The sequence below is a fragment of the Muricoccus nepalensis genome (assembly GCF_006438825.1).
GTDB classification, from domain to species: Bacteria; Pseudomonadota; Alphaproteobacteria; order Acetobacterales; family Acetobacteraceae; genus Roseomonas; species Roseomonas nepalensis.
Window position 1 is genome coordinate 15,613 of record NZ_RCZP01000016.1, and the last position, 25,141, is coordinate 40,753.

Here is a 25,141-nt window from a genome sequence, read left to right on the forward strand (position 1 = left end):
CGTCGCATGGGCGGGGGCATGCGCCGAAGGGGTTCTTGATGGTCGAGCAGATGATGGGAAGCGCGGTCTACCAGGAGGCGCTGCGGCACCTCTCGGCCGGGCACGAACGCTTCGTCGAGGAGATTGTCCGGCTGACGGAGATCCCGGCCCCGTTCTTCGGGGAGGAGGAGCGCGGGCGGGCCTATCTCGCGATGCTGCGCGAGACGGGGCTCGAGGACTGCGAGATGGACGCCGAGGGCAACGTGATGGGCCTGCGGCGCGGGCTCGGCAACGGGTCGCTCGTCGTCGTCGCCGCGCACCTGGACACGGTGTTTCCCGCGGGCACGGACCTGACGGTGCGGCGCGAGGGCACGCGGCTCTTCGCGCCGGGGGTCGGGGACGACACGCGGAGCCTCGCGATGAACCTCGCCTTCCTGCGCGCGATGAACGCGGCGGGGATGCGGACGAAGCACGACATCCTCTTCGTCGGCAACGTGGGCGAGGAGGGGCTGGGCGACCTCCGCGGCGTGCGGTTCCTCTTCACCAAGGGGCGCTACGCCGGGCGGATCGCGGCCTTCCTGTCGGTCGAAGGGCCGATGGGCATGGGCACGATCGTGTCAGGGGCCACGGGCTCGCTGCGCTACCGCGTGACCTTCCGGGGGCCGGGCGGGCACAGCTTCATGGACTTCGGCATCGTCAGCCCCTCCTTCGCGCTCGCCGAGACGACGGCGGGGCTGTCGCGCCTGGAGGTGCCGCGCGAGCCGCGGACGACCTTCAGCGCGAGCGTGATCGGCGGCGGCACCTCCGTGAACTCCATCCCAAACGAGGTCTGGGTCGAGGTGGACCTGCGCTCGGATTCCGCGGACGAGCTCCAGCGCCTCGACGCCGCCTTCAAGGCGGTGGTGCAGCGGGCGGTGGAGGCCGAGAACGCCGCGCGCAGCACGGCCAAGGGCCCCGTCACAGTGGAGCTGACGAAGATCGGGGACCGGCCGGCGGGCGCGATCGACCGGGACAGCGAGCTGGTGGCGAACGCGACGGCCGCGACGCGGGCGCTCGGCTTCGCGCCGAAGGTGGTGGCGAGCTCGACGGACGCGAGCATCCCGATCTCGCTCGGCATTCCCGGCATCGCCGTCAGCGCGGGCGCCGGCGCCGGGGCGCACACGCTGGACGAGTGGGTGGACGTGGAGCCCGCGCGGACGCTGCACGACATGCAGCTCGCCTTCGCGACGCTGCTGCAGACGGCGGGGCTGGAAACCTAGGCGGGGAAACGGGGGAGGCGGTGGCCTCCCCCGTCCTGGCTCAGGCCGCGGCCTTGATGGCGGCCTTCTTGACGTCCTCGCTGACGGCGCCCGCGAAGGTCTCGAAGTTCGCCTCGAAGCGGGACTGCAGGTCGCGCGCGGTCTTGTCGTAGGCGGCCTTGTCGGCCCAGCTCTCGCGGGGGTTCAGCACCTCGGCCGGCACGCCCGGCAGGGCCTTGGGGATCGAGAGGCCGAAGAAGGGCTCCTGCACGAATTCCACCTTGGCGAGGCTGCCGTCGAGCGCCGCGCGGAGCAGGGCGCGGGTGTGCTGAATGCTCATGCGCTTGCCCGTGCCGTAGGCGCCGCCGGTCCAGCCGGTGTTGACCAGCCACACCTGCGCGCCGTCGCGCTCGATGAGTTCCGCGAGCATCTTGCCGTAGACCTCGGGGTGGCGCGGCAGGAAGGGGGCGCCGAAGCAGGTGGAGAAGGTCGCCTGCGGCTCCTTGCCGAGGCCCTTCTCCGTGCCGGCGACCTTGGCGGTGTAGCCGGACATGAAGTGGTACATCGCCTGGGCCGGGGTGAGCTTGGAGATCGGCGGCAGCACGCCGAAGGCGTCGGCCGTCAGCATCACCACGTTCTTCGGCAGGCCGGCCATGCCGCCCGGCTGCGTGTTCGGGATGAACTCGATCGGGTAGCAGGAGCGGGTGTTCTCGGTCAGCGAGCCGTCCTCGAGGTCGAGCACCCCGCGCTCGTCGCCCACCACGTTCTCCAGCACCGCGCCGAAGCGGTGGGAGGCGTCCCAGATCTGCGGCTCGGCCTCGCGCGAGAGCTTGATGACCTTGGCGTAGCAGCCGCCCTCGAAGTTGAAGACGCCGGTCTTGGTCCAGCCGTGCTCGTCGTCGCCGATCAGCGCGCGCTCGGGGTCGGAGGACAGGGTGGTCTTGCCGGTGCCGGACAGGCCGAAGAAGAGCGCGGTGTCGCCGGCCTTGCCCACGTTCGCCGAGCAGTGCATCGGCAGCACGCCCTTGGCCGGCAGCAGCCAGTTCATGACCGTAAAGATGCTCTTCTTGATCTCGCCGGCGTAGCTCGTGCCGGCGACCGCGATGATCTTCTTCGCGAAGGAGAGGGCGATCAGGGTCGTGGAGTTGGGGCGGCCGCCGTGCTCGGGCTTGGCCTCCATCTCGGGCGCGTGAAGGATGACGTAGTCGGGCTCGAAGGAGGCGAGCTCCTCGACCGGCGGGCGGATGAACATGTTGCGCGCGAACATGGCGTGCCAGGCGTTCGGCGTGACGAGGCGGACCTTGATGCGGTGCGCGGGGTCGGCGCCGGCGTAGAGGTCCTGGGTGAAGAGCTCGGGCTGGGCCGCGAGGTAGCCGCGCACGTCGGTGGTGAAGGCCTCGAACTTCGCGGGGTCGAGCTTCTGGTTCACCTTGCCCCACCAGATCTCCTTCGTGACCTCGGGATCGTCGGCGACGAACTTGTCCTGCACGGAGCGGCCGGTGTGCTGGCCGGTGATCGCCATGAAGGCGCCGTCCGCGGAGAGGCGTCCCTCGTTGCGTCGCAGCGCGTGGGTGGTCAGGCCGGGGGCGGTGAGGTTGGCGTGGACGGTCGCGGGCGCGGCGACGCCGGTGCCGGAGAGGGCGCCGGACGCGGCTGCGGCGTTGCGGGAATCGGTCATGTTGGGCGTTTGCCTCCGGCTGGCGTGGTCCGCGGCGCGCGGCGGACGAGGTATAGCGTTGCCGGGATATCCCCGGTTCCAGGGACCAAATTAGGGCGAAAACGGCCTTCAAGCAAAATAACCGGGCAGTTACTTATTCCGCTAAGCCCATGTTAATTTTCCATGCCTCGCCCTTTTATTGCGTAACATTTACGTTCCCGGTGCCCCCGCGAAGGGCGGGCGGGCGCGCTGGTTCGTGATAGGGATCGCGCAAGAAGACAGGGAGCCCGTCCATGACCCAGCCCAACCGCCGCGCCGCCCTCCTCGGCGCGGCCCTGCTGCCCCTTCTCGCGCGCGGCGCGGGGGCCGCCATCGGCGACCGTCCGCTCCGCCTCGTGCTCGGCTTCCCGCCCGGCAGCGGGCCGGACCTGGTCGCGCGGCTGCTGGCGGAGGGGCTGCGGGAGGCGCTTCCGGCCGGGGTGGTCGTGGACAACAAGCCCGGGGCCGCCGGGGCCATCGCGGCGCAGGAGGTGGCGCGCAGCACGGTCGCGGACGGCTCGGTGCTGCTGCTGGGCGAGGTCGGGCAGCTTGCCATGGCGCCGAGCACCTACGCCCGCCTGCCCTACGACCCCGCGCGCGACTTCGCGCCCGTCGCGGAGGTGGCGGCGGTGGACTTCGCCTTCGTCGTGCCCGCCGCCGTGCCGGCGCGGACGCTGGCCGAGTACCTCGACTGGGGGCGGTCGCAGCCGGCGGTGTTCCTCGGCACCTTCGGGGCCGGCACGCCCGGGCATTTCGGCGCGGCCATCCTCGCGGCGCAGGCGGGGCTGAAGGGGGAGCCGACGCATTTCCGCTCCACCGGGGACGCCATGACGGCGGTGCTCGGCGGCGCCGTGCAGGGGATGTTCGGCACCGTGGCGCTCGTCGCGCCCCAGGTGCGGGACGGGCGGCTCAGGGCGCTGGCGGTGACGGGGCCCGTGCGCTCCGCCCTGCTGCCGGAGGTGCCGAGCGTGGTGGAGCTGGGCCGGCCGGACCTCGCCTTCGACGCCTGGTTCGGCCTCGTCGCCCCCGCCGCGACGCCGGCCGCGGTGCGCGGCGAGCTGGAGGCGGTGGTGCTGCGGGCGCTGGCCGCCCCGGCGCTGCGGGCGCGCCTGCAGGAGGCGGGCTTCCGCGTGGCCGCGCGCGGGGGCGCCGAGTTCGGGACCCTGATGCGGGAGGAGACGGTGCGCTGGGCCGGGGTGGTGAAGGCGACCGGCTTCCGGGCGATCGAGTAGCCGCGCCCTCAGACCGAGAAGATCCGCACCCGCACGCGGTCCGGCTGGCGCTCGCCGAAGCCGACGAAGAGGCTCCGGTGCAGCCAGGCATGGGCAGGGGAGGGGGTCTCGAAGACGGGCGCGGTGCGGAAGTAGACGCGCCCGGGAGGCACCGGTTCCCCGCGGAGGAGACGGGCCATGTCCTCGGGGGCGGCGTGGCGGAGGCCGCGATTCACGACGTGGACGAGGGCGCCGTCGGCGAGGCGGATGGTGTAGCGCGCCTCGATCTCCGTGACGCCGTCGGGGCGGATAAGCTGCGTGTCGAGCCCGCCCGGCAGGAGCTCGCCCTCGAGGCGCGGCCCGGCGACGCGGCCGCCGAGGATGGGCACGACCCGCCGCTCGCCCCCCGGCACCGGGCCGATGACGACGGGCGGGGCGACGGTGCAGTCGAGCTGGCCGACGAAGTCCGCGGCGCGGCCGGTCATGCGGAGTAGCGGGTCACGGCACGCCCTCGGGGTCCGGGCTGGGGGCCGGGGCGGGAGGAGGGGTGGCCTCGTCCGGCCCGGGGCGGAGGTCGGCGGCGCGCAGACGGTGGGCGCGGGCGAAGCCGAGCACCATCTGCCCGCCCATCGGCATGATCCGCCAGAGGCCGAAATCCGCGAAGTCGGCGTAGAGCTCGGCGTAGGGGTGGCGGGCGAGCCAGACGGCCTTGAGGCCGGGGTCCTCGATCCGCTCGGCGAGGCCGGTGACGGTGACGCGCGGCGCCGTCTGCGGGTTGGGGCCGTCGGGCTCGCCGAGGAACATGAGGGCGCAGCGGGGCTCGCGGGCGAGCTGGCGCGTGTGCTCCGACAGGGTGGAGAGCCAGAGCAGGACGGCGCCGTCCGGGGCGATGGCGGGGGTGACGAGGGAGGCGAAGGGCTGCCCGCCCTCGGCGACCGTGGCGAGGGTGGCGGCGCCCGCCGCGCGCATCAGGGCGCGGGCGGTGGGGCCGGTCCCGCCCTCCGGCGGCATGGGGCCCGCGAAAGGCGGAGCCTCCTCCGGCATGGCGTCTCCCGGTTCGCTCCCGGCCATGGCATCCTCCCGCCCTCTTCGAACCCCATATGGGTTCCCCGTCCAACCGCCTCGACAGGCCTGCAAGGACATCCGATGCCGCACACCATCGCCCTGGTGGATGACGACCGCAACATCCTCACCTCGGTCTCCATGACGCTCGAGCAGGAGGGGTTCACGGTCCGCACCTACACCGACGGGGAGAGCGCGCTGCAGGGGCTGCTGGCCCGGCCGGTGGACCTCGCGGTGCTCGACATCAAGATGCCGCGCATGGACGGGATGGAGCTCCTCCAGCGCCTGCGCCAGCGGAGCGGCATGCCCGTGATCTTCCTCACCTCCAAGGACGACGAGCTGGACGAGCTGATGGGGCTCCGCCTGGGCGCGGACGACTACATCACCAAGCCCTTCTCCCAGCGCCTGCTGCTGGAGCGGATCCGGACCCTGCTGCGGCGGAACGAGGCCAGCCGGGCCGAGGGCTCGGGCACGCCCCAGGGCGGCGTGATCGCGCGCGGCGACCTCGTGCTGGACGAGACGAAGCACACCTGCACCTGGAAGGGCGAGCAGGTGCAGCTGACGGTGACGGAGTTCCTGCTGGTCAAGGCGCTGGCGACGCGGCCGGGCATGGTGAAGAACCGCGACCAGCTGATCGACGCCGCCTATGGCGAGAACATCTACGTGGACGACCGCACCATCGACAGCCACGTCAAGCGCGTGCGGAAGAAGTTCCGGGCGGTGGACGACAGCTTCGGGCAGATCGAGACGCTCTACGGCATCGGGTACCGCTACAAGGAGGCGTGACGGACGGCGCCACAGGGCCGCCCCTATCCCGGCCTCACCCCGCCACGGGTTTCGCTCTATGCTGGGCCCATGCCGGATGCCAGCGGACCCGTCGCGACCGAACTCCCCCCGCCCGTTCCCATGGAACGGCGACGGACGAGCCGGCGCGTCTCGCCCCTGCTGCGGCGGATCCTGCTCGTCAACATGCTGCCGCCCTTCCTGCTGGTGGCGACGCTGCTCTACCTCGACCAGTACCAGGACGGGCTGCTGGCGGCCGAGGTGCAGGGGCTGCGGACCCAGGCGCGGATCTACGCCAACGGCATCGCCGAGGCCGGGGTGCGCATCCAGGACGACCGCGCGACGCTGGTGCCCGAGATCGCCCGCCCCCTGCTGCGCCGCCTGACCGAGCCGAGCACGGGCACCCAGGCGAAGCTCTTCGACAACAACGGGCTGCTGGTGGCCGACAGCCGCGTGCGGGAGGGGCCGGGCGGCGCCATCGTGACCGAGCCCCTGCCGCCGCCGAGCCAGCCCGGCCCGGTCGCGGGGGTGATCGGGCGCGTCTACGAGCGGGTGCTCGACTGGTTCCCCCGCCCCCGCGTGCGCGGCCCCGCCGTGGTGGTGGACGAGACGCCGGGCGCCCCCTCCTTCGACTGGCAGCCCGACCTCGGCCCCGACCGGCGGGAGGAGCTGCGGCTCGCCCTCGAGGGGGGCGTGAACCCCTATGTCCGGCGCACGGCGGACGGGCGGCTGCTGGTCTCGGTCGCGGAGCCCGCGCGCCGGGCGAACCAGCCCGTCGGCATCGTGCTGCTCACCCGCGAGGCGCGGGAGGTGGACCAGCGGGTGATGGAGATCCGGGGATCGGTCCTCGCGCTGTTTGCCATGGCGCTCGCGATCACGGTCGCCCTGTCCCTCTACCTCGCGCGCACCCTCGCCTCGCCGATGCTGGAGCTGGCGGGATCGGCGGCCGCCATGCGGCAGGGCAAGGGGCGGGGCGGGTCGGTGCCGGCGCCGCTGATGGCGCGGCAGGACGAGATCGGCCTTCTCGCCCGCGCGCTGCAGAGCGGCACCAACGCCCTCTGGGCCCGGGTGGACAGTAACGAGCGCTTCGCCGCCGACGTCGCGCACGAGCTGCGCAACCCGCTGACCTCCGTGCGCTCGGCGATCGAGACGCTGCGCCGGGTGGAGAACCCGGAGCAGCAGCGGCGGCTGCTGGCCATCATCGCCGAGGACGCGGTGCGGATGGACCGGCTGATCGGGGACATCGCCGACAGCTCCCGCGTGGACGCCGAGCTGTCGCGCACGGTGTCGGAGCCGGTGAACATCGCGCCCATCCTGGCCACGCTGGCCGAGCTGCACGCGGCGACGCGCGGGGAGAACGACCCCTCCGTGGAGCTGGACGCGCCGGTCTCCCTCGTGGTGCGCGGCGTGGAGGGGCGCGTGGTGCAGGTGCTGCGCAACCTCCTCGGCAACGCGCTGTCCTTTTCGCCGCCGGGCGGGAAGGTGCGGGTGCGCGCGCGGGCGACGGGCGCGGTCGCCGAGATCGCGATCGAGGACGAGGGGCCTGGCATCCCCGAGGCAAAGCTCGAGGGCATCTTCGACCGCTTCTACTCCGAGCGGCCCCAGGGCGAGCGCTTCGGGCAGCACTCCGGCCTCGGCCTGTCTATCTCGCGCCAGATCGTGGAGGCGCTGGGCGGGCGGATCATGGCGGAGAACCGGCGCAACCCCGACGGCAGCGTCGCCGGCGCGCGCTTCGTGGTGCGCCTGCCGGTGGCCTGACGCCCGCGGCCGGGAAGCGGCTTCCTCAGGGCCGAAGGATCGGCAGCGGCGTGCGCGACGGCGCGCTGGCCTCCGCGAGCGCCGTCCAGTCCTCCGGCGACCAGCCGCCGCCGAGGGCCTTGTAGAGCGAGATCACGTCGTTGGTGACCGACAGCGTCGCGCGGATCTCCGCCTGCTGCGCGCCGACGAGGGAGCGCTGGGCGTCCAGCACCTCGATGAAGCTGCCGAGGCCGTTGTCGTAGCGGTCCCGCGCGAGGGTGAGGACGGTGCGGGTGGAGGCGACGGTCTGCCGCAGCTTGTCGCGCTGAGTCTGGTCGGTGCGGTAGGCGACGAGGGAATCCTCCACCTCGCCCAGCGCGCCCAGCACCACCGCGCGGTAGGCGAGCGCCGCCTCCACCTGCTGGGAGCGGGCGAGGGCGAGGTTCGCCGTCAGCCGCCCGCCCTGGAAGATGGGGAGCGAGACGGTGGGCCCGGCGGAGTAGAAGTGGTTCGCCCAGGAGCTGAGCGCGCTGATCTCCGTGCCGCGCAGTCCGAGGTTCCCGGTGAGGGAGACGGAGGGGTAGAACTGCGCGACGGCCACGCCGATGCCCGCGGTGGCCGCGTGCAGCGTCGCTTCCGCGCGGCGGATGTCGGGGCGGCGCCGGGCGAGCTCCGACGGCACGCCGACGGGCAGGCGGGGCGGCGCGGGCGGGATGGGGCGCGGCGGGCCGAGCTCGTCGTCGAGCATACCGGGCGGGCGGCCCATCAGCACGGCCAGCCGGTTCATCGCCTGCTGCGCCTGGGCCGCGAAGGGCTGGAGCTGCGCCTCGTAGCTCGTGAGCTGCGCGCGCTGGTTCTCCACGTCGATCTGGGGCGAAAGCCCGTCGCGCTGGCGCCGCTGGGTGAGGGCGAGGAGGTTCCGCGCGGCGCCGATGTTCGTCTCCTGCGCGCGCGCCAGGGCCTGGGCGGCGCGCAGCCCCGAATAGGTCTGCACGACCTCACCGATGAGGGTGACGAGCGCGTCGTTGCTGCTCTCGATCGCGGCCTCGGTCTGCGCGCCCGCCTGTTCCTGCCCGCGGCGGATCCGGCCGAAGAGGTCGAGCTCCCACTCGGCGTCGAAGCCGGCCTGGAAGAGGTTGATCGGGCGCGTGAGGGCGTTGAGCCCGTTCGAGAGGCTGTCGGCCGCGCGGTTGGAGAGACCGGGGTCGGCGTTCTCGAGCGTCTGGTTGCCGCGCAGCCCGTTCGCCGCCCCGAAGGCGCCGCGGGATTCGAGGAGGCCGCGCAGGCCGAGCTGCTGGCGCGTGTAGCTGCCGCTGCCGCCGAGACTGGGCAGCCCCGCGGCGCGGGCCGTCGCCTCGCCCTGGCGCGCCTGCACCACGCGCTGCACGGACTGCTGCAGCGTGAGGTTGCCGGCGACCGTGCGGGTGACAAGGCTGTCCAGCACGGGGTCGTGGAACTCGGACCACCAGCGCGGGTCGGGGCGCGATTCCATGATGACGCCCCGCGTGCGCAGCGCCTGGTTGTAGGCGTCGAGCCGCGTGGCCTCGGGGGACTGGAAGTCGGGGTCGAGCGTGCAGCCGGCCAGGGGGCCGGCGAGCAGGCCGGCGAGCAGGAGCGGAAGCGTGGCGCGCATGGTCAGTGTCCTCCGCCCCCGCCCTTGACCTTCACGCTCGAGAAGAGGAGGCCGAGGGGGACGATCAGCAGGGCGAGGCCAGCCACGATGAGGAAGGCGTCGGAATAGGCGAGGACCGCGACCTGCGCGCGCAACGTCCGCTGCATCTGCCCCGTCGCCAGCTCCGCCGCCTGGGAGGCGGAGTAGCCGTAGTCGATGAGCGACTGGCGGATCGCCTGCAGGGTCGTGTTGAAGGGCTCGTAGAGGGGCGTCATGTATTCGGAGAGGGTGCTCGTGCGGATCTGCTGGTGGTTGGCCACGATCGCGGTGGAGACCGAGATCCCGACCGAGCCCATGACGTTGCGGATCATCGTGAAGAGCGCCGTCGCGTCGCCGTTCAGCTCGCGGGGCAGGGTGGCGTAGGCAATGGTGCTGATGGGCACGAAGAGGAAGGCGAGCCCGACCGTCTGCGCCGCGCGCATGACGGCAAGCTGGGTGTAGTCGATGTCCGGCGTGAGCCCGCGCGAGTAGAACAGCGCGCCGCTGAGCAGCAACCCGCCGAAGGCGACGAGGTACTTCGCGGGCATCACCCCCATCAGCCGCCCGGTGAGCGGGATGAAGAGAAGCAGCACCACGGCGCCGGGCGCGAGGATGAGGCCTGACCAGAAGGCGTTGTAGCCGAGCTGCTGCTGCGCGAGCTGCGGGATGAGCACGGCCGAGCCGTAGAGCACGAAGCCCATCAGCCCGATGGCCGCGCAGCCGATGGCGAAGTTGCGGTCGAGGAAGACGCGCAGGTCCACGATCGGGGCCTTCGCGTAGGAGAGCCAGTAGACGCCCCCGATGAAACCGAAGGCGGAGACGAGGGCGGCGTTGCGGATGAAGCCGGAGGAGAGCCAGTCGTAGTTCTCGCCCCGGTCGAGCGCCAGCTCCATCCCGGCGAGCGCGAGCACGATGAAGCCGAGGCCGACGTAGTCGAAGCGGAAGGGGCGCTTCGCCTCCTCCGTCACCCAGGGCGGGTCCTCCACCACCTGCAGCACGCCGAAGACGGTGGCCGCGCCGATCGGCACGTTGATGAGGAAGATCCAGTGCCAGGAGTAGGTGTCGGTGAGGTAGCCGCCGGCCACGGGGCCGAGGATGGGCGCGACGACGGTCGCGACGGCGGTGACGGAGAAGGCGGTGCCACGCTTCTCCGGCGGGAAGGTGTCGAGGATGATGGCCTGCTGCGTCGGCTGCAGCCCGCCGCCGAAGAAGCCCTGCAGCGCGCGGAACAGGAGAAGCTGCCAGAACTCGTTCGCCAGCCCGCAGCCGAGCGAGGCGAGGGTGAAGACCGAGATGCAGATCAGGAAGTAGCGCCGCCGCCCGATCATGCGGCTGAGCGCGCCGGAGATGGTCAGGACGATGCCGTTGGCGACGAGGTAGGTGGTCAGCGCCCAGGTGCTCTCGTCGTTGGAGACCGAGAGGCTGCCGGCGATATGGGGCAGCGAGACGTTGACGATGGTGGTGTCCAGCACCTCCATGAAGGCCGCCAGCGTCACGACGAGGGTGATCACCCAGGGGTTGGAGCGCGGCTTCCAGCCCGCCTCCGCCCCGCTCATTCGCCCGTCCTCATTCGACGGTGACCGTCGGCACCACGGAGAGGCCCAGCGGGATGGGCCGGTCGGCGGGCGGGCTGTCGATGACGATCTTCACGGGCACGCGGCGGACGATCTTCACGAAGTTGCCCGTCGCGTTCTCGGAGGGGAAGGCGCTGAAGCGGGCGCCGCTGCCCATCTGCACGCTGTCGATGTGGCCGCGGAGCTTCATGTCCGGAAAGGCGTCGATCTCGATCTCGACCGGCTGGCCCGGGCGCATGCGGGCGAGCTGGTTCTCCTTGAAGTTGGCGGCGACCCAGACCTCGGGGGTGACGAGATTCATGACGGTGGTGCCGGGCTGGAGCAGCCCGCCGCGCTCGACGTTGCGGCGGGTGACGCGGCCGTCCTGGGGCGCGCGGATCTCGGTATAGGAAAGGTTCAGATCGGCCGCCGCGAGCTGCGCCTCCGCCTGGGTCACGGCCGCGCGGCGCTGCTCGACCGTGGCCGCGGCGAGGTCGATCGTCTGCTGCGTGACGGAGGCGACCTGCACCTCCGCCTCCGCCTGCGCGACGGCCGCGGTGCGGACGCGGAGCGCGGCGGTCGCCGTGTCGATGTTCGACTGGGTGGTGGCGCGCGGGTCGACCGCGCGCTGGCGGCGCTCGTCCGCGCGGGCCTGCTCCTGGCTGGCGAGCGCCGAGGCGCGCTGGGCCTCGGCCTGGGCGAGCTGGGCCGGGGCGCGCACGCGGGCCACGTCAAGGTCGATCTCCGCCGCGCGGAGCTGGGTGCGGGCGAGCGCCACCTGCGCCCGCGCCTGGTCGCGCTGCACGGTGTAGTCGCGCGCGTCGATCCGCAGCAGAAGGTCGCCCGCCTTGACCATCTGGTTGTCGTTCACCGCGAGCTCGGTGACGTAGCCGCCGACGCGGGGCGCGATGGTGACCGCGCGTCCCTCGGTGTAGGCGTCGTCGGTCGATTCGAGGTCGCGGTGGCTCCACCAGTACCAGCCGCCGGCGAGGATCGCGACGAGGAGCACGACGCCGCCGATGATCAGCGGCCAGCGCTTGCCGCTTCCCTTCTTCCCGTCCTTGCCGTCGTCCTTGTCCTTGTCGGCGCCCTTCGCGTCGCCTTCGCCGTCCTCCTTGCGGGAGGAGCGGTCGTCCGCGTCCCCCTCGCGCCGCGTCTTCCCGTGCGCGGGGGCCTCGCCCTCCGGCCGGCTGCGGTTCGCGGGCTCGAGTTCGAGAAGGTCGCGCCGCGCCGCGCTGCTGTCACCGTCCGCCATGCTGCCCCCACGGGTCCGGTCCCGCGAGGGCACCCGAAGATTTTCGCTGATCCATGAACCGCGATATAAACAGCGATCCCCGCGCCGCTATTGCCGCGGCCGGCCACGTGACAGCGATTTCATGGGGCGGCGCGCGCCTAACCGCGAGTTGATCGGCGCGGCGCGCGCAACCGTTTCGGCGCCACCGTGCCGATCAGTCCACGCGCGCGCCGGAAGCCCGCACGATCGCCGGCCAGCGCGCCGCCTCCGCGCGGATCAGCGTCGCGAAGCTCTCGCGACTGCCGTCGGCGAGCTCGAAGCCCTGGGCGCGGAGGTTGTCGGCGACCTCGGGCCTGGCCATCGCCGCGCGCGTCTCCGCGTGCAGCCGCGCGAGGATCGGCTCGGGCGTGCCGGCGGGCGCGAGCAGCCCCTGCCAGGTGACGACCTCGAAGCCGGGGAAGCCGCTCTCGGCCACCGTGGGCACGTTGGGCAGCGCGGGGCTGCGCGAGAGCCCCGTGACGGCGAGGGCGCGGATGCGGCCCTCGCGGATGTGCTCGATGGCGGCGGGCAGGGTGACCAGCAGGCTGTCGATGTGCCCGGCCACCAGGTCCACCACGGCGGGACCGCCGCCGCGGTAGGGCACATGGGTGGTGGAGAAGCCGAGGGCCTGGCCCAGCAGGATGCCGCCGAGATGCCCGATGCTGCCGTTCCCCTGCGAGGCGAGGCTCGTCGCGCCCTCCGTCTCCTGCGCTAAGCGGCGATAGCCGGCGAGGTCGCGCGCCTCGAGGCCGTTCTTCACCACCAGCACCTGCGGCGCGCGCACCAGCTCGGCGATCGGCGCGAAGTCGCGCACGGGATCGAAGCCGATCTTCGCGTAGAGCGAGGGGTTGATGGTCAGCGGGTCGGAGCCGATCAGCAGCGTCAGCCCGTCGGGCTTGCTGCGCGCGGTCAGCTCGAAGGCGATGTTGCTGCCGGCGCCGGTGTGGTTCTCCACCACCACGGGCTGGCCGAGCGGGCCGGTGAGGGCGCGGGCGACGCTGCGGCCGAGGATGTCGAGGCTGCCGCCCGGGGCAACGGGCACGATGATGCGGAGCGGGCGGTCGGGCCAGGCGGGCTCCTCCGCCTGCGCGCGGGCCGGGCGCGCGAGCGCCGGCGCGGCGCCGAAGGCGACCGGCACGGCGCCGAGCGCGACCGGCGCGGGCAGGGCGGCGGCGAAGGCGAGGAGGCGGCGGCGGGAGAGGGCGCGCATGGGACTTCCGAAGGGGTTGGCTGAGCCAGAAATGGGCGGTTGGAGACGGTTTTTCTCCCCGCCTCCCTTCGTTTCGCAAGAAAAAGATGTTCTTGTTTCCGTCGGCGGCTCAGGGAGATGGATTTTCCAAATGGCAGCACCGACGGAGTTGGATCCCACCGATCGCGCGATTCTCCGGCTGATCCAGCGCGACGCGACCGTCTCCCTGGCCGCGATCGCGTCCGCGGTCGGCCTGACGCCCACGCCCTGCTGGAAGCGCCTCCGGCGGATGGAGGCGGCGGGCGTCATCCTCGGGCGCGTCGCGCTGCTGGACCCGGCGCGGGCCGGCCTGCCGCTCTCGGTCTTCGTGGCCATCGAGATCGCCGACCACTCGGCGGCCTGGATCGAGGGCTTCGCCGCCACGGTGGCCGGCATGCCGGAGGTGCTGGAGTGCTGGCGGATGGGCGGCGACGTGGACTACCTGCTGCGCGTCGCGGTGGCCGACATGCCGGCCTACGACGCCTTCTACCGCCGCCTGACCGCGGCCGTGCCGGGCCTGCGCAACGTCACCAGCCGCTTCGCGATGGAGCGGGTGAAGGGCACGACGGCGCTGCCACTCTGAAGCCGGGGCCACACCCCGCCCGCGTTCCGCGGCCGGGCGGCGTTTGCGCCTTGCCTCGGCCGAGGCTCAAGAGATAGTGATCACAGGCGAGCGTATTCCGGGGGTGCAGAACCCGCGGGATCACCCCCGGCACGATCTTTCCAGCCGACCCGCGCCCCTCCCGGCCGGCGCGGCGATGCCCCTTGCGAGGATGCGATGGCTCACCTGGACCAGCCCGTCACCGAGGAGGACGTCGAGCGGGTGTTCCAGGCGATCCTCCACCGGCCCGTCAACAACGACGACTGGAAGCGGCGGGTGGTGGGAAGCGGGGTGCGCTGCGGCGACTTCGTGGCGAGCGTCCGCAACTTGCCGGAGATGGCGGCGAAGGTGATGCGGGCGGCTGGCGTCACCCCGCCCTCGCCGGACCGGGTGCCGGACGCGCGCTTCCGCCTGCCCGACCACCTCCGCGTCACGCGGCCAGGCCCGCCCCGCTTCCTCCTCATCGGCTCCTGCCTGATGGACCGCTGGCCGGCGTTCATCGCGGCGGGGATGCCGGGGGTCTCGATCGAGCGGATCGTCTTCAACAACGCCTCCCCCCTGCCGCCGCTCGGCGCGGCCGAGGCGCGGGGCTACGACTTCCAGATCCTCCAGCTCCCGCTCCGCTCCATCCTGCCGGAGGCGGCGCTGATGTCGATGCGCGCGGGCGACGTCGCGGGCTACGAGGCGCTGTTCGAGCGCGCCTGCCACCTGCTGCGCGTGAACCTCGAGGCGCTGGCCGCCTACAACCGGCAGCACGGCATCCCCTCCTACCTGCTGGGCTTCCACACGCCGCTGCAGAACCCGCTCGGCCGCGCGCAGAAGCGCTACTGCCTGAGCAACGCCGTCTACTTCATCGAGCAGCTCAACCGCCGCCTGCACGAGGAGGCCGCGCGCTACGCCAACATGACGGTGATCGACACCGACGCCATCGCCGCCACCTTCGGCAAGCGCTACTTCGGGGACGACTTCCTCGCCCATCTCAGCCACGGCTCGGTCATCACCGGGCTCGCCATGCCGGGGGACGAGGCGCGGCTGGAGCCGGTCGGCAAGGTGGAGGACCTCTACGCGCCCGACGTCGCCCGCGTGGTGCTCGAGATCTTCCGCGAGGTCATGGCGCTGCGGAGGGCGGAGGCGGCGACGGACGCGGTGAAGCTCGTCATCCTCGACCTCGACGACACGCTCTGGCGCGGGGTGGCGGCCGAGGCGGACGACCCCGGGCCCGAGCTGACCGAGGGCTGGCCGCTCGGCATCCTGGAGGCGGTCAGCTACCTCTGGCGGCGCGGCGTCCTCCTCGCGATCGTCAGCCGCAACGAGGAGGCGGTGGCGCGCGCCCTCTGGGACCGGCTCTACGGCAAGCGCTTCCCGATGGAGAACTTCGTCGCCCTGCGGATCAACCGCGCGCCGAAGGCCGAGAACGTCGCGGCCATCCTCGCCGAGGTGAACCTGCTGCCGGAATCGGTGCTCTTCGTGGACGACAACCCGCAGGAGCGCGCGGCGGTGCGGCAGGCCTTCCCGGGCCTGCGCGCCATCGACGCGCCGCTCGCCGAGTGGCGGCGCATCCTCCTCTGGGCGCCGGAGTTGCAGCGCGCCGTCATCACCGAGGAGGCGGCGGCCCGGGGCGAGATGGTGAAGGCGCAGATCGCGCGCGAGGCGGTGCGGGCGGGGATGGGGCACGAGGATTTCCTCGCCTCGCTCGGCGTCGCGATCCTGCCCCACCTCGTGCGGGAGGCCGCGGACCCCCGCTTCGCCCGCTGCGTCGAGCTGCTGAACAAGACGAACCAGTTCAACACTACGGGGCGCCGCTGGGAGGCGGCCGAGCTCGGGGCGCTGCTGGCCGAGGGGGGCTTCCTCATCGCCCTCGAGGTGTCGGACCGCTTCACGCGCTACGGCATCACCGGCCTGGCCGTGGTCCGCGGCGACACGGTCGAGCAGTTCGTCCTCAGCTGCCGGGTCTTCGGCATGGGGATCGAGCAGGCGGCCATGGCCATCGCCCAGGGGCGGATCGAGGGCCCGATGCGCGGCCTCGTGCGGCCCACCGAGCGGAACCGGCTCTCGCTCGGCCTCTATGAGGCGCTGGGCTTCCAGGCCGGCCCGGACGGGACCTGGCTGGGGCCGGACCGGGCGCTCGAGCTTCCCCCGCATGTCAGCCTCGTGCCCGCGTGACCGGCCCTGGAACAGGCCCTTGCCTCCACCCGCCGGCCCCCGCGCCCGCCTCCGTGCCCGTCCCGGGCTCGGTTGCCCGCCCAACCCCTCTGCCGCATAACCCCCTCGTGACAAGCGCCGCCCCGCACCCCGTCCTGATCGCGCCCTCCCTCCTGGCCGCCGACTTCACCCGCCTGAGCGAGGAGGTGCGGGCCGCCGAGGCCGCGGGGGCGGACTGGCTGCACCTCGACATCATGGACGGGCACTTCGTCCCCAACATCTCCTTCGGCCCCGCCATCGTGCGCGCGCTCCGCCCGCTGACGCGGATGCCCTTCGACGTCCACCTGATGATCGCGCCCGCCGACCCCTACCTCGCGGCCTTCGCCGAGGCAGGGGCGGACCTCATCTCGCTCCACCCGGAAGCGGGGCCGCATCTGCACCGTTCCCTCCAGACGATCCGGGCCCTCGGCCGCAAGGCCGGCGTGGTCCTCAACCCCGCCACCCCGGTCGAGAGCGTCGCCCATGTGCTGGACCTCGTGGACCTCGTCCTCGTGATGGCGGTGAACCCGGGCTTCGGCGGCCAGTCCTTCCTGGAGAGCCAGTTGGCGAAGATCGCGACGCTGCGCGGCCTGATCGACGCGACCGGGCGGCCCATCCACCTCCAAGTCGACGGGGGCGTTACGCTGGCCACCGCGCCGCGCTGCCTCGCGGCCGGGGCGGACGTGCTGGTGGCGGGCACGGCGGTCTTCGGGGCGCCCGACCGCGCCGCCGCGGTCGCGGGCCTCCGGGGGGGCAGGGCATGAGCGGGAGCTGGATCCGCGGCGCCCGCCGCACCCTCTCGGGCCTCAAGCCCATCCGCGTGCCCGATGCCCCGGCGCGCGCCTTCCGCGACCTCTGGCCCGGCGACGCGGCGCGCGGCCAGCGCCTGCTGAAGGGGGAGCTGGAGGTGGCCGGCACCGTCCGGCCCCTGCCCGACGACCCCCGCGCCTTCGGCCCCGGGGCGGGCAGCCCGGCCTGGCGGGCGGCGCTGCACGGCTTCGCCTGGCTGCGCGACCTGCGCGCGCTCGGCACCGACGCCGCCCGCATGCACGCGCGCGACATCGCCCGCGCCTGGCTGGAGGCGCCCGGCGCCGATCCCCTGGCCGAGACGCCGGAGGTGACGGGCGCGCGGCTCTCGGCCTGGCTCGGCCACTGGGACTTCACGGCGGCCACCGCCGAGGACGGGTTCCGCCGCGCGCTGATGACGCGCCTTGCCTCCGACGCCCGCATGCTGGTGGCGAGCCTGCCGGCCGAGGCGCGGCACCGCGGCGCGCTGGTGGCGCTCAAGGGCGCGCTGGCCGCGGCGGTCGCGCTCGAGGAGGAGCCCTGGCTCACGCGCTGCCTCAAGCTGCTGCCCGCCGAGATCGACCGCCAGATCCTGCCCGACGGCGCCCATGTGGAGCGCAGCCCCGGCATCCTCCTGCTGGCGCTACAGGACCTCATCGAGATCCGCAACCTGCTGCACGGCGCGGGCATCGAGGCGCCGCCGCACCTCGCCCTCGCGCTGGACCGCGCGGCGCCGGCGCTGCGCCTGTTCCGCCACGGCGACGGGGGGCTGGCCGCCTTCAACGGCACGCGGGAGGAGGCGGCGACGCTGCTCGACCTCGTGCTGACCCAGGCGCAGGCGCGGGGGCGCGCGCCGCTGATCCTCGGCGACGCCGGCTTCCAGCGCCTGCAGGCCGGGCGGACCCTCGTGATCGCCGATTGCGGGGCGCCGCCGGCCAAGGGCGGCACTGTGGGGCCCGGCGGGCTGCCGCGCGGCGCGGACCGGTGCCACCACGCCGGCACCCTCTCCTTCGAGATGTCGATCGGGCGGGACCGGCTGATCGTGAACTGCGGCGCGGCCCCGGCGGCCGAGGGGGCCTGGCGGGACGCCATGCGCTCCACCGCCGCGCACTCCACCCTCACCCTCTCCGACACGAACAGCAGCGAGCTGACCGAGGAGGGCCTCGGCCGCCGCCCGGAGAACGTCGACGCCGAGCGCCACGAGGCGAGCGGCGCGCAGTGGCTGGAGGCGACGCATGACGGCTATCGCCGCGGCTTCGGGGCGCTCCACCGCCGCCGCCTCTACCTCGCGGAATCCGGGGACGACCTCAGGGGCGAGGACCTGGTGGAGGCCGAGAACGTCCCGGCCTTCGCCGTGCGCTTCCACCTCCACCACGCCGTGACCGCCATGCCGCACGAGGACGGCGGCTCGGTGCTGCTGCGCCTGCCCTCGGGCTCGGCCTGGCGGCTGCGGGCGCGCGGCGGGCGGATCACGGTGGAGGACAGCGTGCAGCTCTTCGGCGAGCCGCGCCCGACGCGGCAGGTCGTCGTCTCGGCCGAGGCGGGGACGGGCGGCATCCAGTGGGCCATCGGACGGGTCGCGGCCGGCGAGGGCTGATCGCCTCCCCTCAGCCGAGCAGCGCAGCGGCCAGGTTCACGGCCGCCGCCAGGATCACCGCGTTGAACAGGAAGGACAGGGCCGCGTGGCCGAGCACCACCCGGCGCATCCGGGCGGTCCGCGTGGTGACGTCCGAGACCTGGGCGGTCATGCCCACGGTCATCGCGAAGTAGAGGAACTCGGGAAAGTCCGGCTCGTCGTTGCCCGGGAAGTCGAGGCCCTTGCCGCCCAGCCAGTGCACGTGGGCGTAGTGGTGCGCGAAGAGGACCTGGGCGAAGATCCAGGAGACCACCACCGTGCCCCCCGCGAGGATCGCGGCGCCCGTGGCCTGGGGGGTGCCCTTCGCGGCCACGAGGTCCGCCATGACGGCGGCCAGCGCCGCGAGGGCCGCGATGCTGCTCGCGAGAAGGACGATCCACTGGTCGGAATCGAGCTCCGCCGCGCGGCGGGCCAGGGCGTCGGGGTCGTCGTCCCAGAGGGTGACGGAGATGGCGACCGCGTAGGTGAGGGCGGCGGCGTTCCAGAAGAGCAGGGCCGCGCTCGTGCCCCGCGCCCCCAGGAGATGGGCCGCGAGCCCGGCCGCCAATCCCAGCGCCATGGCGGTGATGAGGATGGGCCGCCGGCGCAGGCGGCGCAGGATCCGGGGCGGGGCGCTCGGCGTCGGCACCCGGCCGCCCTCAGGCGTCCGGCGCCTCGCCGATGGGCGCGACCTCGCCGGTCATGCCCGCCAGCACCTCGGCGACGTGGCGCACGCGCACCGGGCTTCCCTCGCGCTTGAGGCGCCCGGCCATGTTCAGGAGGCAGCCGAGGTCGCCCGCCAGCAGCGTGTCCGCCCCGGTACCGCGGATGTCGGCGGCCTTGTCGGTCACCATGCGGGTGGAGATCTCGGGGTACTTCACGCAGAAGGTGCCGCCGAAGCCGCAGCACAGCTCGGGCTCGGCCAGCTCCTTCACGATCAGGCCGGGCACCTTCGCGAGCAGCGCGCGGGGCTGGGCGCGCACGCCCATCTCGCGCAGGCCCGCGCAGCTGTCGTGGTAGACGGCGACCCCGTCATAGGCCGGGCGGGCGGTGTCGAGGCCCATGACGTCGGTGAGGAAGGAGGTCAGCTCGTGCGTGCGGGCGGCCAGCGCCTCGGCCTTGCCGCGGTAGGCGGGGTCGTCCTCGAAGAGGACGGGGTAGTGGTGCGCGATCATCCCCGCGCAGGAGCCGGAGGGGGCCACGACGTGGTCGTAGGGGAGGAAGGCGTCGATCACCGCCCGCGCCAGGTCGCGCGCCGTGGCGCGGTCGCCGGAGTTGTAGGCGGGCTGGCCGCAGCAGGTCTGGGTGGCGGGCACCTCCACCCGGCACCCCGCCTCCTCAAGCAGCCGCAGGGCCGCGAAGCCGACGGAGGGGCGGTAGAGGTCGACGAGGCAGGTGACGAAGAGCGCGACGCGGGGCTTATCGGACATCCCCCTCAAGATAGGCGCGCGGCGCCTCCCGGCCAACCGGCGGGCGGAGGGGGGACGGCGCGCGGGCGCAGCACCCAGACGCGGCCGGTCCCGCGCATGCGGCCCGCGGCCAGGCCGGCCGCCTCGCCCCAGCCCCAGAAGAGGTCCGCCCGCGCCGGGCCGCGGATGGCGCCGCCGGTGTCCTGGGCGATGACGAGGCGTTCCAGCGGCGCGCCGGTTAGGGGGTCCTGCGTCGCGATCCAGAGAGGCAGGCCGAGCGGGACGTGGCCGCGGTCCACGGCCGCCGAGCGGCCGGGGGTGAGCGGCGCGCCGAGGGTGCCGGCCGGCCCGCCCTCCGGCGGAAGGTCGTCCCGCCAGCGGAAGAAGACCCAGGAGGGGTTGGCGTCCATCAGCGCCCGCGCCTCCGCCGGCGGGGCGGCGTGCAGCCAGGCGCGGAGGGAGTCCATCGAGACCGCCTCCCGCGCCATGGCCCCGCGCTCGATCAGCACGCGGCCGATCGGGACGTAGGGGTGGGCGTTCTTGCCGGCGTAGCCCAGCCGGCGCTCGGTTCCCTCCGGGAAGACGGCGCGGCCGGAGCCCTGTATCTGGAGGAAGAAGGCGTCCACCGGGTCGGCCCAGGCGAGGACGGGGCCGGGCCAGGTGCCCGCCTCCACCGCGGCCTCGATGGCCGCCCGCGGCAGGTCCGGGGCGCCGGGCGGGAGGAGGGCCGCCGTGAAGCCGGGCGCCCGCACCGGGGAGACGCGGAGGACGGGCTCGTAGTAGCCGGTGATCAGCCCCTCGCCGGCCGGGATGGGCTCGAAGTGCCGGGCGAAGAAGGCGCGAGCGGCGGGCTCGTCGCCCGGGGGCAGGCGGGCGGCCTCGGCGCAGGCGGGGGCGAGGGGGCCGGGATCGCGCAAAGCCGCGCACCCCGCCAGGAAGGGCGGCACGGCCTCGGAGAGGCGGTCCCGCTCCCAGCGGGGGGAGGAAGAGCAGGCCGCGAGGAGAAGGGCGAGAAGGAGCGGGAGCCGCGGCCCCCGCCGGCCGCGCCGCACGCTCAGGCGGAGCGGGTGCTGGTGAGCTTCCAGGCGGGGTCGCTGCTGCGGACGTCGCGCTGGAAGGTCCAGATGTCCGTCAGCTCGGTCACGGCGTCGGTGCCGGCGACCGGCTTGCCCGCGGAGTCGAGGGTGAGGTTCACCTGGTCGGAGACGAAGCGGACGGTGACCTCGGCGGTGGTGCCGCGCAGGTCGGCGCCGTCGATCACGGCCTCGCGGATCTCCCGGATCTCGGTCCGCTGCACCTCGCCCCGCGACTCGCGGTCGGCGATGGCGCCCTCGAAGCCGGCGTAGGTGTCGTCGGAGAGGAGATCGCGCAGGAGCGGGCGGTTGCCGGCGGCGAAGCCCTCCACGATCATGCGGAAGGCGCCCTCCGCGCCGCCGAGGAAGGCGCCGGGGTCGAAGGAAGGGTCGGCCGAGCGGATGCGGGCCAGCGCCTGGCCCACGGGGCCGCGGGCGTCCGGCACGCCGCGGAGCGGCGCGGCCGCGGCAGGGGCCGGCGCGCCGGCGACCGGCGGCACGGGCAGGCCGCCCCGCTCGCCCGGCGGGCGCTCGAACCCGGTGCGGCGGCCCAGCACGCTGCGCAGGCGCAGCACCAGGAAGGCCGCCACCATCCCGAACAGGATCAGATCAATCGGGAATCCGCCGCCTTGCATTAGAATCTCCTCATGACAGGATAGTTAGGCGCGGGGACCCCCGACCGCAACCAGGCAGGCGGGGCGGGGGGTGGAATCGTCCCCGGGATCGTTCCGGCGGCGGCGCGGGGCCGCACCGCGGGCGGGTCCCGGGCGTTGTGCGCTCGACCCCGGCCCGCTATCGGCAGGCCCAAGACCGAGAGGCGCGCCCATGATCCTGCTGCGACACGGCCAGAGCGAGTTCAACCTTCACTTCACGGCCACCCGGAAGGACCCGGGGATCGAGGACCCGCGGCTCACCCCGCTCGGCCACGCCCAGGCGGAGGCCGCGGCCGAGGCGCTGGCGGGGGAGGGGATCCGCCGCATCCTCGCCAGCCCCTACACCCGCGCGCTGCAGACCGCGGCGCCGCTGGCGCGCCGGCTGGGCCTGCCCGTCCACGTCCAGCCGCTGGTGCGCGAGCGCTACGCCTTCAAGTGCGACGTCGGCTCCCCCCGCGACGCGCTCGCCGAGGCCTGGCCGGAGCACGACTTCGCGCATCTCGAGGCCGTCTGGTGGCCGCAGGAGGAGGAGGGCGGCGACAGCGTCCTCTCCCGCGCCCGTCTGTTCCGGGGCGAGATGCGCGAGCGGCCGGACTGGCCCCACACCGTCGTGGTCTGCCACTGGGGCTTCATCCTGGCGATGACCGGGCAGTCCGTGATGAACGGCCAGTGGCTGCGCGTGGACCCGACCGAGGAGGGACCGCTGACGGTCTCCTGGCAGCACGGCTGAGGCGCGGGGCCGAGAGGGGGGGCGGGCACGACCCGGACTGACAGCCCCCCCGGCGCGTGCTACCCCGCCGGCACTCGCTTCTTCCAAGGCCCATTCCATGTCCGACCTGCCGCCGCCCGCCAACCTCCCGCCGAACGGCGCCAACGGCGCCCCGACCGAGCAGCCTCAGGGCCCGCTGGTGGTGAACCTCCAGTACGTGAAGGACCTCTCCTTCGAGGTCCCGGGCGCGCCCGAGATCTACACCTCGCTGCGCGAGCAGCCGCGGATCGACGTCGCGCTCGACGTCCAGGCCCGCGCCCTGAAGGAGGGCGGGAACGTCTTCGAGGTGACGCTGCAGATCCGCGCCGACGCCAAGACCACGGACGGCACCACCGCCTTCATCGTGGAGCTCGCCTACAGCGGCATCTTCACGATCAACGTGCAGCCGGACGTGCTGGAGCCGGTGCTGCTGGTCGAGTGCCCGCGGCTCCTCTTCCCCTTCGCCCGCAACATCCTCTCCGACGTCACGCGCGACGGCGGCTTCATGCCGGTGGCGCTGACGCCGATCGACTTCGTGGCGCTCTGGCAGTCCCGCCGCGCTCAGGGCGGCGCCGAGGCGGGCGCCGCGCTGGCCTGAAGGGGCCGGGCCGGGGCTAGCCCTCGGCCATCGCCCGCGGGGAGGCGGGCTCCGCCGGCGCCGCCGCGGCCGAGAGGCAGGCGAGGGCGTCGCGCAGCGACCGGGCCTCGCAGCCCCGCCCGTTCTCCTCGCGCAGCGCCGCGAGGACCGGGCTGTCCCGCTCCGCGCCCCAGACGCCGGCGACGAGAAGCGCGTCCGGGAAACGCCGGCGCAGGCGGCGCATGGCGTAGCGCGCGCTGGCCGCGCCGCTGCCCCCCTCCAGCGCCGAGAGAACGACGGCCCGCACGCCCGCGGGCGTGGCGGCGGCGTCGCGCAGCGCCTCGGCCGGCAGGGCCGTGGCGCCGTAGCCGGCCAGGTTGAGCACCTGGGCGAGCATGGTGGTGGCCTGCTCGTCCAGCCGGCCGCGCCCGGCGACGCAGAGCACCGTGCCCGGTGCGCCCCATTCGGGCGGGGGCGGCGGGGGCGGCTCCTGGGCGCCGGCGGCCTCGTTCGGGTCGCGGTCCACCGGGCCGTCGGCCTCCAGCGCCGGGGGCTCGGCGTCCTCGTGCTCCGACAGGTCGTCCAGCAGCCCGTCCACCCGCGCCCGCAGCACGTCGAGGCGGGTGCGGTCGAGCGCGCCGCGCGTCGCGTCCCCCTGGGCGAGGGAGAGGCCGGGCAGGGCGACCTCGTCGTAATACCCAAGCAGCGGCAGGGTGCGGAGCTGGAGCTCCGCCTGCTCGGCCAGCCCGTCGCCGTCCCCGGCCAGGGCGCGCTGGTAGAAGGCCTCCGAGGGCTCGAGCGCGGCGCGGTCGCCGAGCAGCACGTCGAGGAACTCCAGCCGGTCCACGTGGCGGCCGAGCACCACCAGCCCGACCGTCAGCGGGGTCGCCAGCAGGAGGCCGATCGGCCCCCAGAGCCAGGCCCAGAAGGCGGTCGCCAGCAGCACCGCGACGGGCGAGAGGCCGGTGGAGTGGCCGTAGACCATCGGCTCCACCGCCTGGGCCATCACCGGCTCGGCCACCGCGAAGAGGACGATGACCCAGATGAGCATCGTCCAGCCCGGGTCGACCGCGATGGCGAGGAGGAGGGGGAAGGCCGCCGCGATGAAGCCGCCGATGAAGGGCACGAAGCGCATCAGCCCCGCGATGAAGCCCCAGAGAAGCGGGTTGGGGACGCCGATGGCCCAGAGGCCGGCCGAGATGGCGACCCCGAAGACGGCGTTCAGCGCGGTCTGGGCGAGGAAGTAGCGCGACAGGCGCGAGGCGGCCTCGTTGAGGGCGGCCGTGGTGCGCTGGAGGTCGCGCGAGCCCATCAGCTTGATGAGCCGGTCCCGCAGGTCCTCCCGGTAGAGAAGGAGGAAGACGACGAAGACGATGACGATGCCGGTGGTGGCCACCGGGCCCAGCAGCGGCCCGACCACCCGCTGCACGACCGTGAGGAGGCCCGGCGCCGGCTCGCGCACCTCCACCGGCAGGGGCGGCGGGCCGGCCTGCGGGGCGGTGGAGGGGGCGCCCGTCCCGCCCTTGCCCGAGAGCCCCTCGCCGAGCGAGCGGAGCAGCTCCGAGGCGTGGCCGAGCGGGCCCTGGTCGCCCATCAGCCCCGTCAGCTTCTGCGAGACCGTGGCTTGGTAGAAGGGAAGGTCCCGGGCCAGCTCGGCGAGCTGGCGGCCCATGAGGGCGCCGATGCCCGAGATGACCGCGACCGCGAGGAGGACGCCGAGCATCTCCGAGGCGACGCGGGGCACGCCGACCCGGCGGATGGCCCGCACCACCGGGGCGAGGACGAAGGCCAGCAGGACCGCGAGCGCCAGGGGCACCAGCAGCTCGCGCGTGGCGTAGAGCACGGCGACCAGGGCGATGCCGGCGTAGAAGACGCCCGGCCCCCCGGCGGGGACCCCGGCCGCGGCCACCTCCCCCGAGAGGCTCGGGCGGGGAGCGAGGGAAATCCGGGGCGGGCGGGGTCCGACAGAATCCGGCATGGTCTCCACAGGAGCGGTTGCCGTAACGGAACGCCGGCCGGGGCCCATTGTTCCAGGGGCTTGTGCCCCCGTGGCCGCGGGCCGGCAGGCCGGCGCTGGCCGGATGGGC

At 73.9% G+C, this 25,141-nt stretch carries 22 protein-coding genes; 10 read left to right on the forward strand and 12 right to left on the reverse strand.

What is annotated here, in order from left to right; genetic code table 11:
- The first annotated feature begins 38 nt into the window (after positions 1-38).
- A complete protein-coding gene (locus EAH89_RS16150) occupies positions 39-1,238 on the forward strand; it encodes a M20/M25/M40 family metallo-hydrolase (RefSeq protein ID WP_140884722.1) in 1,200 nt (399 codons plus the stop codon).
- 40 nt (positions 1,239-1,278) lie between these two features.
- Here the strand turns inward: EAH89_RS16150 and pckA are convergent, their stop codons facing one another.
- Positions 1,279-2,895, reverse strand: a complete 1,617-nt coding sequence (gene pckA, locus EAH89_RS16155) for a phosphoenolpyruvate carboxykinase (ATP) (protein ID WP_140884723.1) — start codon at positions 2,893-2,895, stop codon at positions 1,279-1,281.
- 272 nt (positions 2,896-3,167) lie between these two features.
- Between pckA and EAH89_RS16160 the strand changes: the two genes are divergently transcribed.
- Positions 3,168-4,145: a Bug family tripartite tricarboxylate transporter substrate binding protein gene (locus EAH89_RS16160; protein WP_140884724.1), complete on the forward strand. Its 978-nt coding sequence runs from the start codon at positions 3,168-3,170 to the stop codon at positions 4,143-4,145.
- Positions 4,146-4,153: 8 nt separating this feature from the next.
- Here EAH89_RS16160 and EAH89_RS16165 read toward each other — a convergent pair whose 3' ends face one another.
- Complete coding sequence (locus EAH89_RS16165) at positions 4,154-4,609, reverse strand: DUF3237 domain-containing protein (RefSeq protein WP_140884725.1); 456 nt, start codon at positions 4,607-4,609, stop codon at positions 4,154-4,156.
- A 13-nt stretch (positions 4,610-4,622) separates the two neighbouring features.
- The gene (locus EAH89_RS16170; protein ID WP_241667050.1) at positions 4,623-5,195 is read right to left on the reverse strand and encodes a HugZ family pyridoxamine 5'-phosphate oxidase; all 573 of its coding nucleotides are present in this window, start codon (positions 5,193-5,195) and stop codon (positions 4,623-4,625) included.
- 75 nt (positions 5,196-5,270) lie between these two features.
- Here EAH89_RS16170 and EAH89_RS16175 point away from each other — a divergent pair, with 75 nt between their 5' ends.
- Together EAH89_RS16175 and EAH89_RS16180 are read left to right on the forward strand one after the other, a co-directional pair.
- Positions 5,271-5,972, forward strand: a complete 702-nt coding sequence (locus EAH89_RS16175) for a response regulator transcription factor (RefSeq protein ID WP_140884726.1) — start codon at positions 5,271-5,273, stop codon at positions 5,970-5,972.
- A gap of 120 nt (positions 5,973-6,092) precedes the next feature.
- Entirely contained in the window at positions 6,093-7,727 is a 1,635-nt protein-coding gene (locus tag EAH89_RS16180) for a stimulus-sensing domain-containing protein (protein ID WP_241667051.1), read from the forward strand.
- Positions 7,728-7,752: 25 nt separating this feature from the next.
- Here EAH89_RS16180 and EAH89_RS16185 read toward each other — a convergent pair whose 3' ends face one another.
- From EAH89_RS16185 to EAH89_RS16200, 4 genes are all read right to left on the reverse strand, one after another.
- Positions 7,753-9,339, reverse strand: a complete 1,587-nt coding sequence (locus EAH89_RS16185; protein ID WP_140884728.1) for an efflux transporter outer membrane subunit — start codon at positions 9,337-9,339, stop codon at positions 7,753-7,755.
- 2 nt (positions 9,340-9,341) lie between these two features.
- On the reverse strand, positions 9,342-10,913 hold the full coding sequence (locus EAH89_RS16190) for a DHA2 family efflux MFS transporter permease subunit (RefSeq protein WP_140884729.1): 1,572 nt from the start codon (positions 10,911-10,913) through the stop codon (positions 9,342-9,344).
- Positions 10,914-10,923: 10 nt separating this feature from the next.
- Positions 10,924-12,165 carry an HlyD family secretion protein gene (locus EAH89_RS16195; RefSeq protein WP_140884730.1) on the reverse strand — a complete coding sequence of 414 codons (1,242 nt, stop codon included), beginning with the start codon at positions 12,163-12,165 and terminating at the stop codon, positions 10,924-10,926.
- Between the two features lie 193 nt (positions 12,166-12,358).
- Complete coding sequence (locus tag EAH89_RS16200; protein ID WP_140884731.1) at positions 12,359-13,393, reverse strand: tripartite tricarboxylate transporter substrate binding protein; 1,035 nt, start codon at positions 13,391-13,393, stop codon at positions 12,359-12,361.
- Positions 13,394-13,523: 130 nt separating this feature from the next.
- Here EAH89_RS16200 and EAH89_RS16205 point away from each other — a divergent pair, with 130 nt between their 5' ends.
- The 4 genes from EAH89_RS16205 to EAH89_RS16220 all read left to right on the forward strand — a co-directional run bounded on the left by EAH89_RS16205 (position 13,524) and on the right by EAH89_RS16220 (position 18,576).
- Positions 13,524-13,994, forward strand: a complete 471-nt coding sequence (locus tag EAH89_RS16205; protein ID WP_140884732.1) for an Lrp/AsnC family transcriptional regulator — start codon at positions 13,524-13,526, stop codon at positions 13,992-13,994.
- A 195-nt stretch (positions 13,995-14,189) separates the two neighbouring features.
- Positions 14,190-16,175: an HAD-IIIC family phosphatase gene (locus EAH89_RS16210; protein ID WP_140884733.1), complete on the forward strand. Its 1,986-nt coding sequence runs from the start codon at positions 14,190-14,192 to the stop codon at positions 16,173-16,175.
- 107 nt (positions 16,176-16,282) lie between these two features.
- Positions 16,283-16,957, forward strand: a complete 675-nt coding sequence (rpe, locus tag EAH89_RS16215; protein ID WP_194152341.1) for a ribulose-phosphate 3-epimerase — start codon at positions 16,283-16,285, stop codon at positions 16,955-16,957.
- The gene (locus EAH89_RS16220) at positions 16,954-18,576 is read left to right on the forward strand and encodes a heparinase II/III family protein (RefSeq protein ID WP_194152342.1); all 1,623 of its coding nucleotides are present in this window, start codon (positions 16,954-16,956) and stop codon (positions 18,574-18,576) included. The genes rpe and EAH89_RS16220 overlap by 4 nt, the downstream gene beginning before the upstream one ends.
- A 10-nt stretch (positions 18,577-18,586) precedes the next feature.
- On the opposite strand, the gene EAH89_RS16225 is transcribed toward EAH89_RS16220, so the two are convergent.
- From EAH89_RS16225 to EAH89_RS16240, 4 genes are read right to left on the reverse strand one after another with little or no spacing between them, the layout of a single operon-like run.
- Positions 18,587-19,243: a DUF1345 domain-containing protein gene (locus EAH89_RS16225; RefSeq protein WP_241667052.1), complete on the reverse strand. Its 657-nt coding sequence runs from the start codon at positions 19,241-19,243 to the stop codon at positions 18,587-18,589.
- 10 nt (positions 19,244-19,253) lie between these two features.
- The gene (locus EAH89_RS16230) at positions 19,254-20,024 is read right to left on the reverse strand and encodes a (Fe-S)-binding protein (RefSeq protein ID WP_140884734.1); all 771 of its coding nucleotides are present in this window, start codon (positions 20,022-20,024) and stop codon (positions 19,254-19,256) included.
- A 5-nt stretch (positions 20,025-20,029) separates the two neighbouring features.
- The gene (gene mltA, locus EAH89_RS16235; protein ID WP_241667053.1) at positions 20,030-21,055 is read right to left on the reverse strand and encodes a murein transglycosylase A; all 1,026 of its coding nucleotides are present in this window, start codon (positions 21,053-21,055) and stop codon (positions 20,030-20,032) included.
- A gap of 2 nt (positions 21,056-21,057) precedes the next feature.
- Positions 21,058-21,711 carry a Tim44/TimA family putative adaptor protein gene (locus EAH89_RS16240; protein ID WP_140884736.1) on the reverse strand — a complete coding sequence of 218 codons (654 nt, stop codon included), beginning with the start codon at positions 21,709-21,711 and terminating at the stop codon, positions 21,058-21,060.
- Between the two features lie 190 nt (positions 21,712-21,901).
- Here EAH89_RS16240 and EAH89_RS16245 point away from each other — a divergent pair, with 190 nt between their 5' ends.
- Together EAH89_RS16245 and secB are read left to right on the forward strand one after the other, a co-directional pair.
- A complete protein-coding gene (locus tag EAH89_RS16245) occupies positions 21,902-22,459 on the forward strand; it encodes a histidine phosphatase family protein (RefSeq protein WP_140884737.1) in 558 nt (185 codons plus the stop codon).
- Positions 22,460-22,556: 97 nt separating this feature from the next.
- Positions 22,557-23,075, forward strand: coding sequence for a protein-export chaperone SecB (secB, locus tag EAH89_RS16250; protein ID WP_140884738.1), 519 nt, complete (start codon positions 22,557-22,559; stop codon positions 23,073-23,075).
- A 16-nt stretch (positions 23,076-23,091) separates the two neighbouring features.
- Here secB and EAH89_RS16255 read toward each other — a convergent pair whose 3' ends face one another.
- A complete protein-coding gene (locus tag EAH89_RS16255) occupies positions 23,092-25,032 on the reverse strand; it encodes an AI-2E family transporter (protein WP_161993626.1) in 1,941 nt (646 codons plus the stop codon).
- Positions 25,033-25,141: the final 109 nt, after the last annotated feature.

Bases quoted from the DNA above. Each gene is read 5' to 3' on its own strand.
- EAH89_RS16150 (WP_140884722.1), top strand. From the start codon at position 39: ATGGTCGAGCAGATGATGGGAAGCGCGGTCTACCAGGAGGCGCTGCGG.
- pckA (WP_140884723.1), bottom strand. From the start codon at position 2,895: ATGACCGATTCCCGCAACGCCGCAGCCGCGTCCGGCGCCCTCTCCGGC.
- EAH89_RS16160 (WP_140884724.1), top strand. From the start codon at position 3,168: ATGACCCAGCCCAACCGCCGCGCCGCCCTCCTCGGCGCGGCCCTGCTG.
- EAH89_RS16165 (WP_140884725.1), bottom strand. From the start codon at position 4,609: ATGACCGGCCGCGCCGCGGACTTCGTCGGCCAGCTCGACTGCACCGTC.
- EAH89_RS16170 (WP_241667050.1), bottom strand. From the start codon at position 5,195: ATGGCCGGGAGCGAACCGGGAGACGCCATGCCGGAGGAGGCTCCGCCT.
- EAH89_RS16175 (WP_140884726.1), top strand. From the start codon at position 5,271: ATGCCGCACACCATCGCCCTGGTGGATGACGACCGCAACATCCTCACC.
- EAH89_RS16180 (WP_241667051.1), top strand. From the start codon at position 6,093: ATGGAACGGCGACGGACGAGCCGGCGCGTCTCGCCCCTGCTGCGGCGG.
- EAH89_RS16185 (WP_140884728.1), bottom strand. From the start codon at position 9,339: ATGCGCGCCACGCTTCCGCTCCTGCTCGCCGGCCTGCTCGCCGGCCCC.
- EAH89_RS16190 (WP_140884729.1), bottom strand. From the start codon at position 10,913: ATGAGCGGGGCGGAGGCGGGCTGGAAGCCGCGCTCCAACCCCTGGGTG.
- EAH89_RS16195 (WP_140884730.1), bottom strand. From the start codon at position 12,165: ATGGCGGACGGTGACAGCAGCGCGGCGCGGCGCGACCTTCTCGAACTC.
- EAH89_RS16200 (WP_140884731.1), bottom strand. From the start codon at position 13,393: ATGCGCGCCCTCTCCCGCCGCCGCCTCCTCGCCTTCGCCGCCGCCCTG.
- EAH89_RS16205 (WP_140884732.1), top strand. From the start codon at position 13,524: ATGGCAGCACCGACGGAGTTGGATCCCACCGATCGCGCGATTCTCCGG.
- EAH89_RS16210 (WP_140884733.1), top strand. From the start codon at position 14,190: ATGGCTCACCTGGACCAGCCCGTCACCGAGGAGGACGTCGAGCGGGTG.
- EAH89_RS16220 (WP_194152342.1), top strand. From the start codon at position 16,954: ATGAGCGGGAGCTGGATCCGCGGCGCCCGCCGCACCCTCTCGGGCCTC.
- EAH89_RS16230 (WP_140884734.1), bottom strand. From the start codon at position 20,024: ATGTCCGATAAGCCCCGCGTCGCGCTCTTCGTCACCTGCCTCGTCGAC.
- EAH89_RS16240 (WP_140884736.1), bottom strand. From the start codon at position 21,711: ATGCAAGGCGGCGGATTCCCGATTGATCTGATCCTGTTCGGGATGGTG.
- EAH89_RS16245 (WP_140884737.1), top strand. From the start codon at position 21,902: ATGATCCTGCTGCGACACGGCCAGAGCGAGTTCAACCTTCACTTCACG.
- secB (WP_140884738.1), top strand. From the start codon at position 22,557: ATGTCCGACCTGCCGCCGCCCGCCAACCTCCCGCCGAACGGCGCCAAC.
- EAH89_RS16255 (WP_161993626.1), bottom strand. From the start codon at position 25,032: ATGCCGGATTCTGTCGGACCCCGCCCGCCCCGGATTTCCCTCGCTCCC.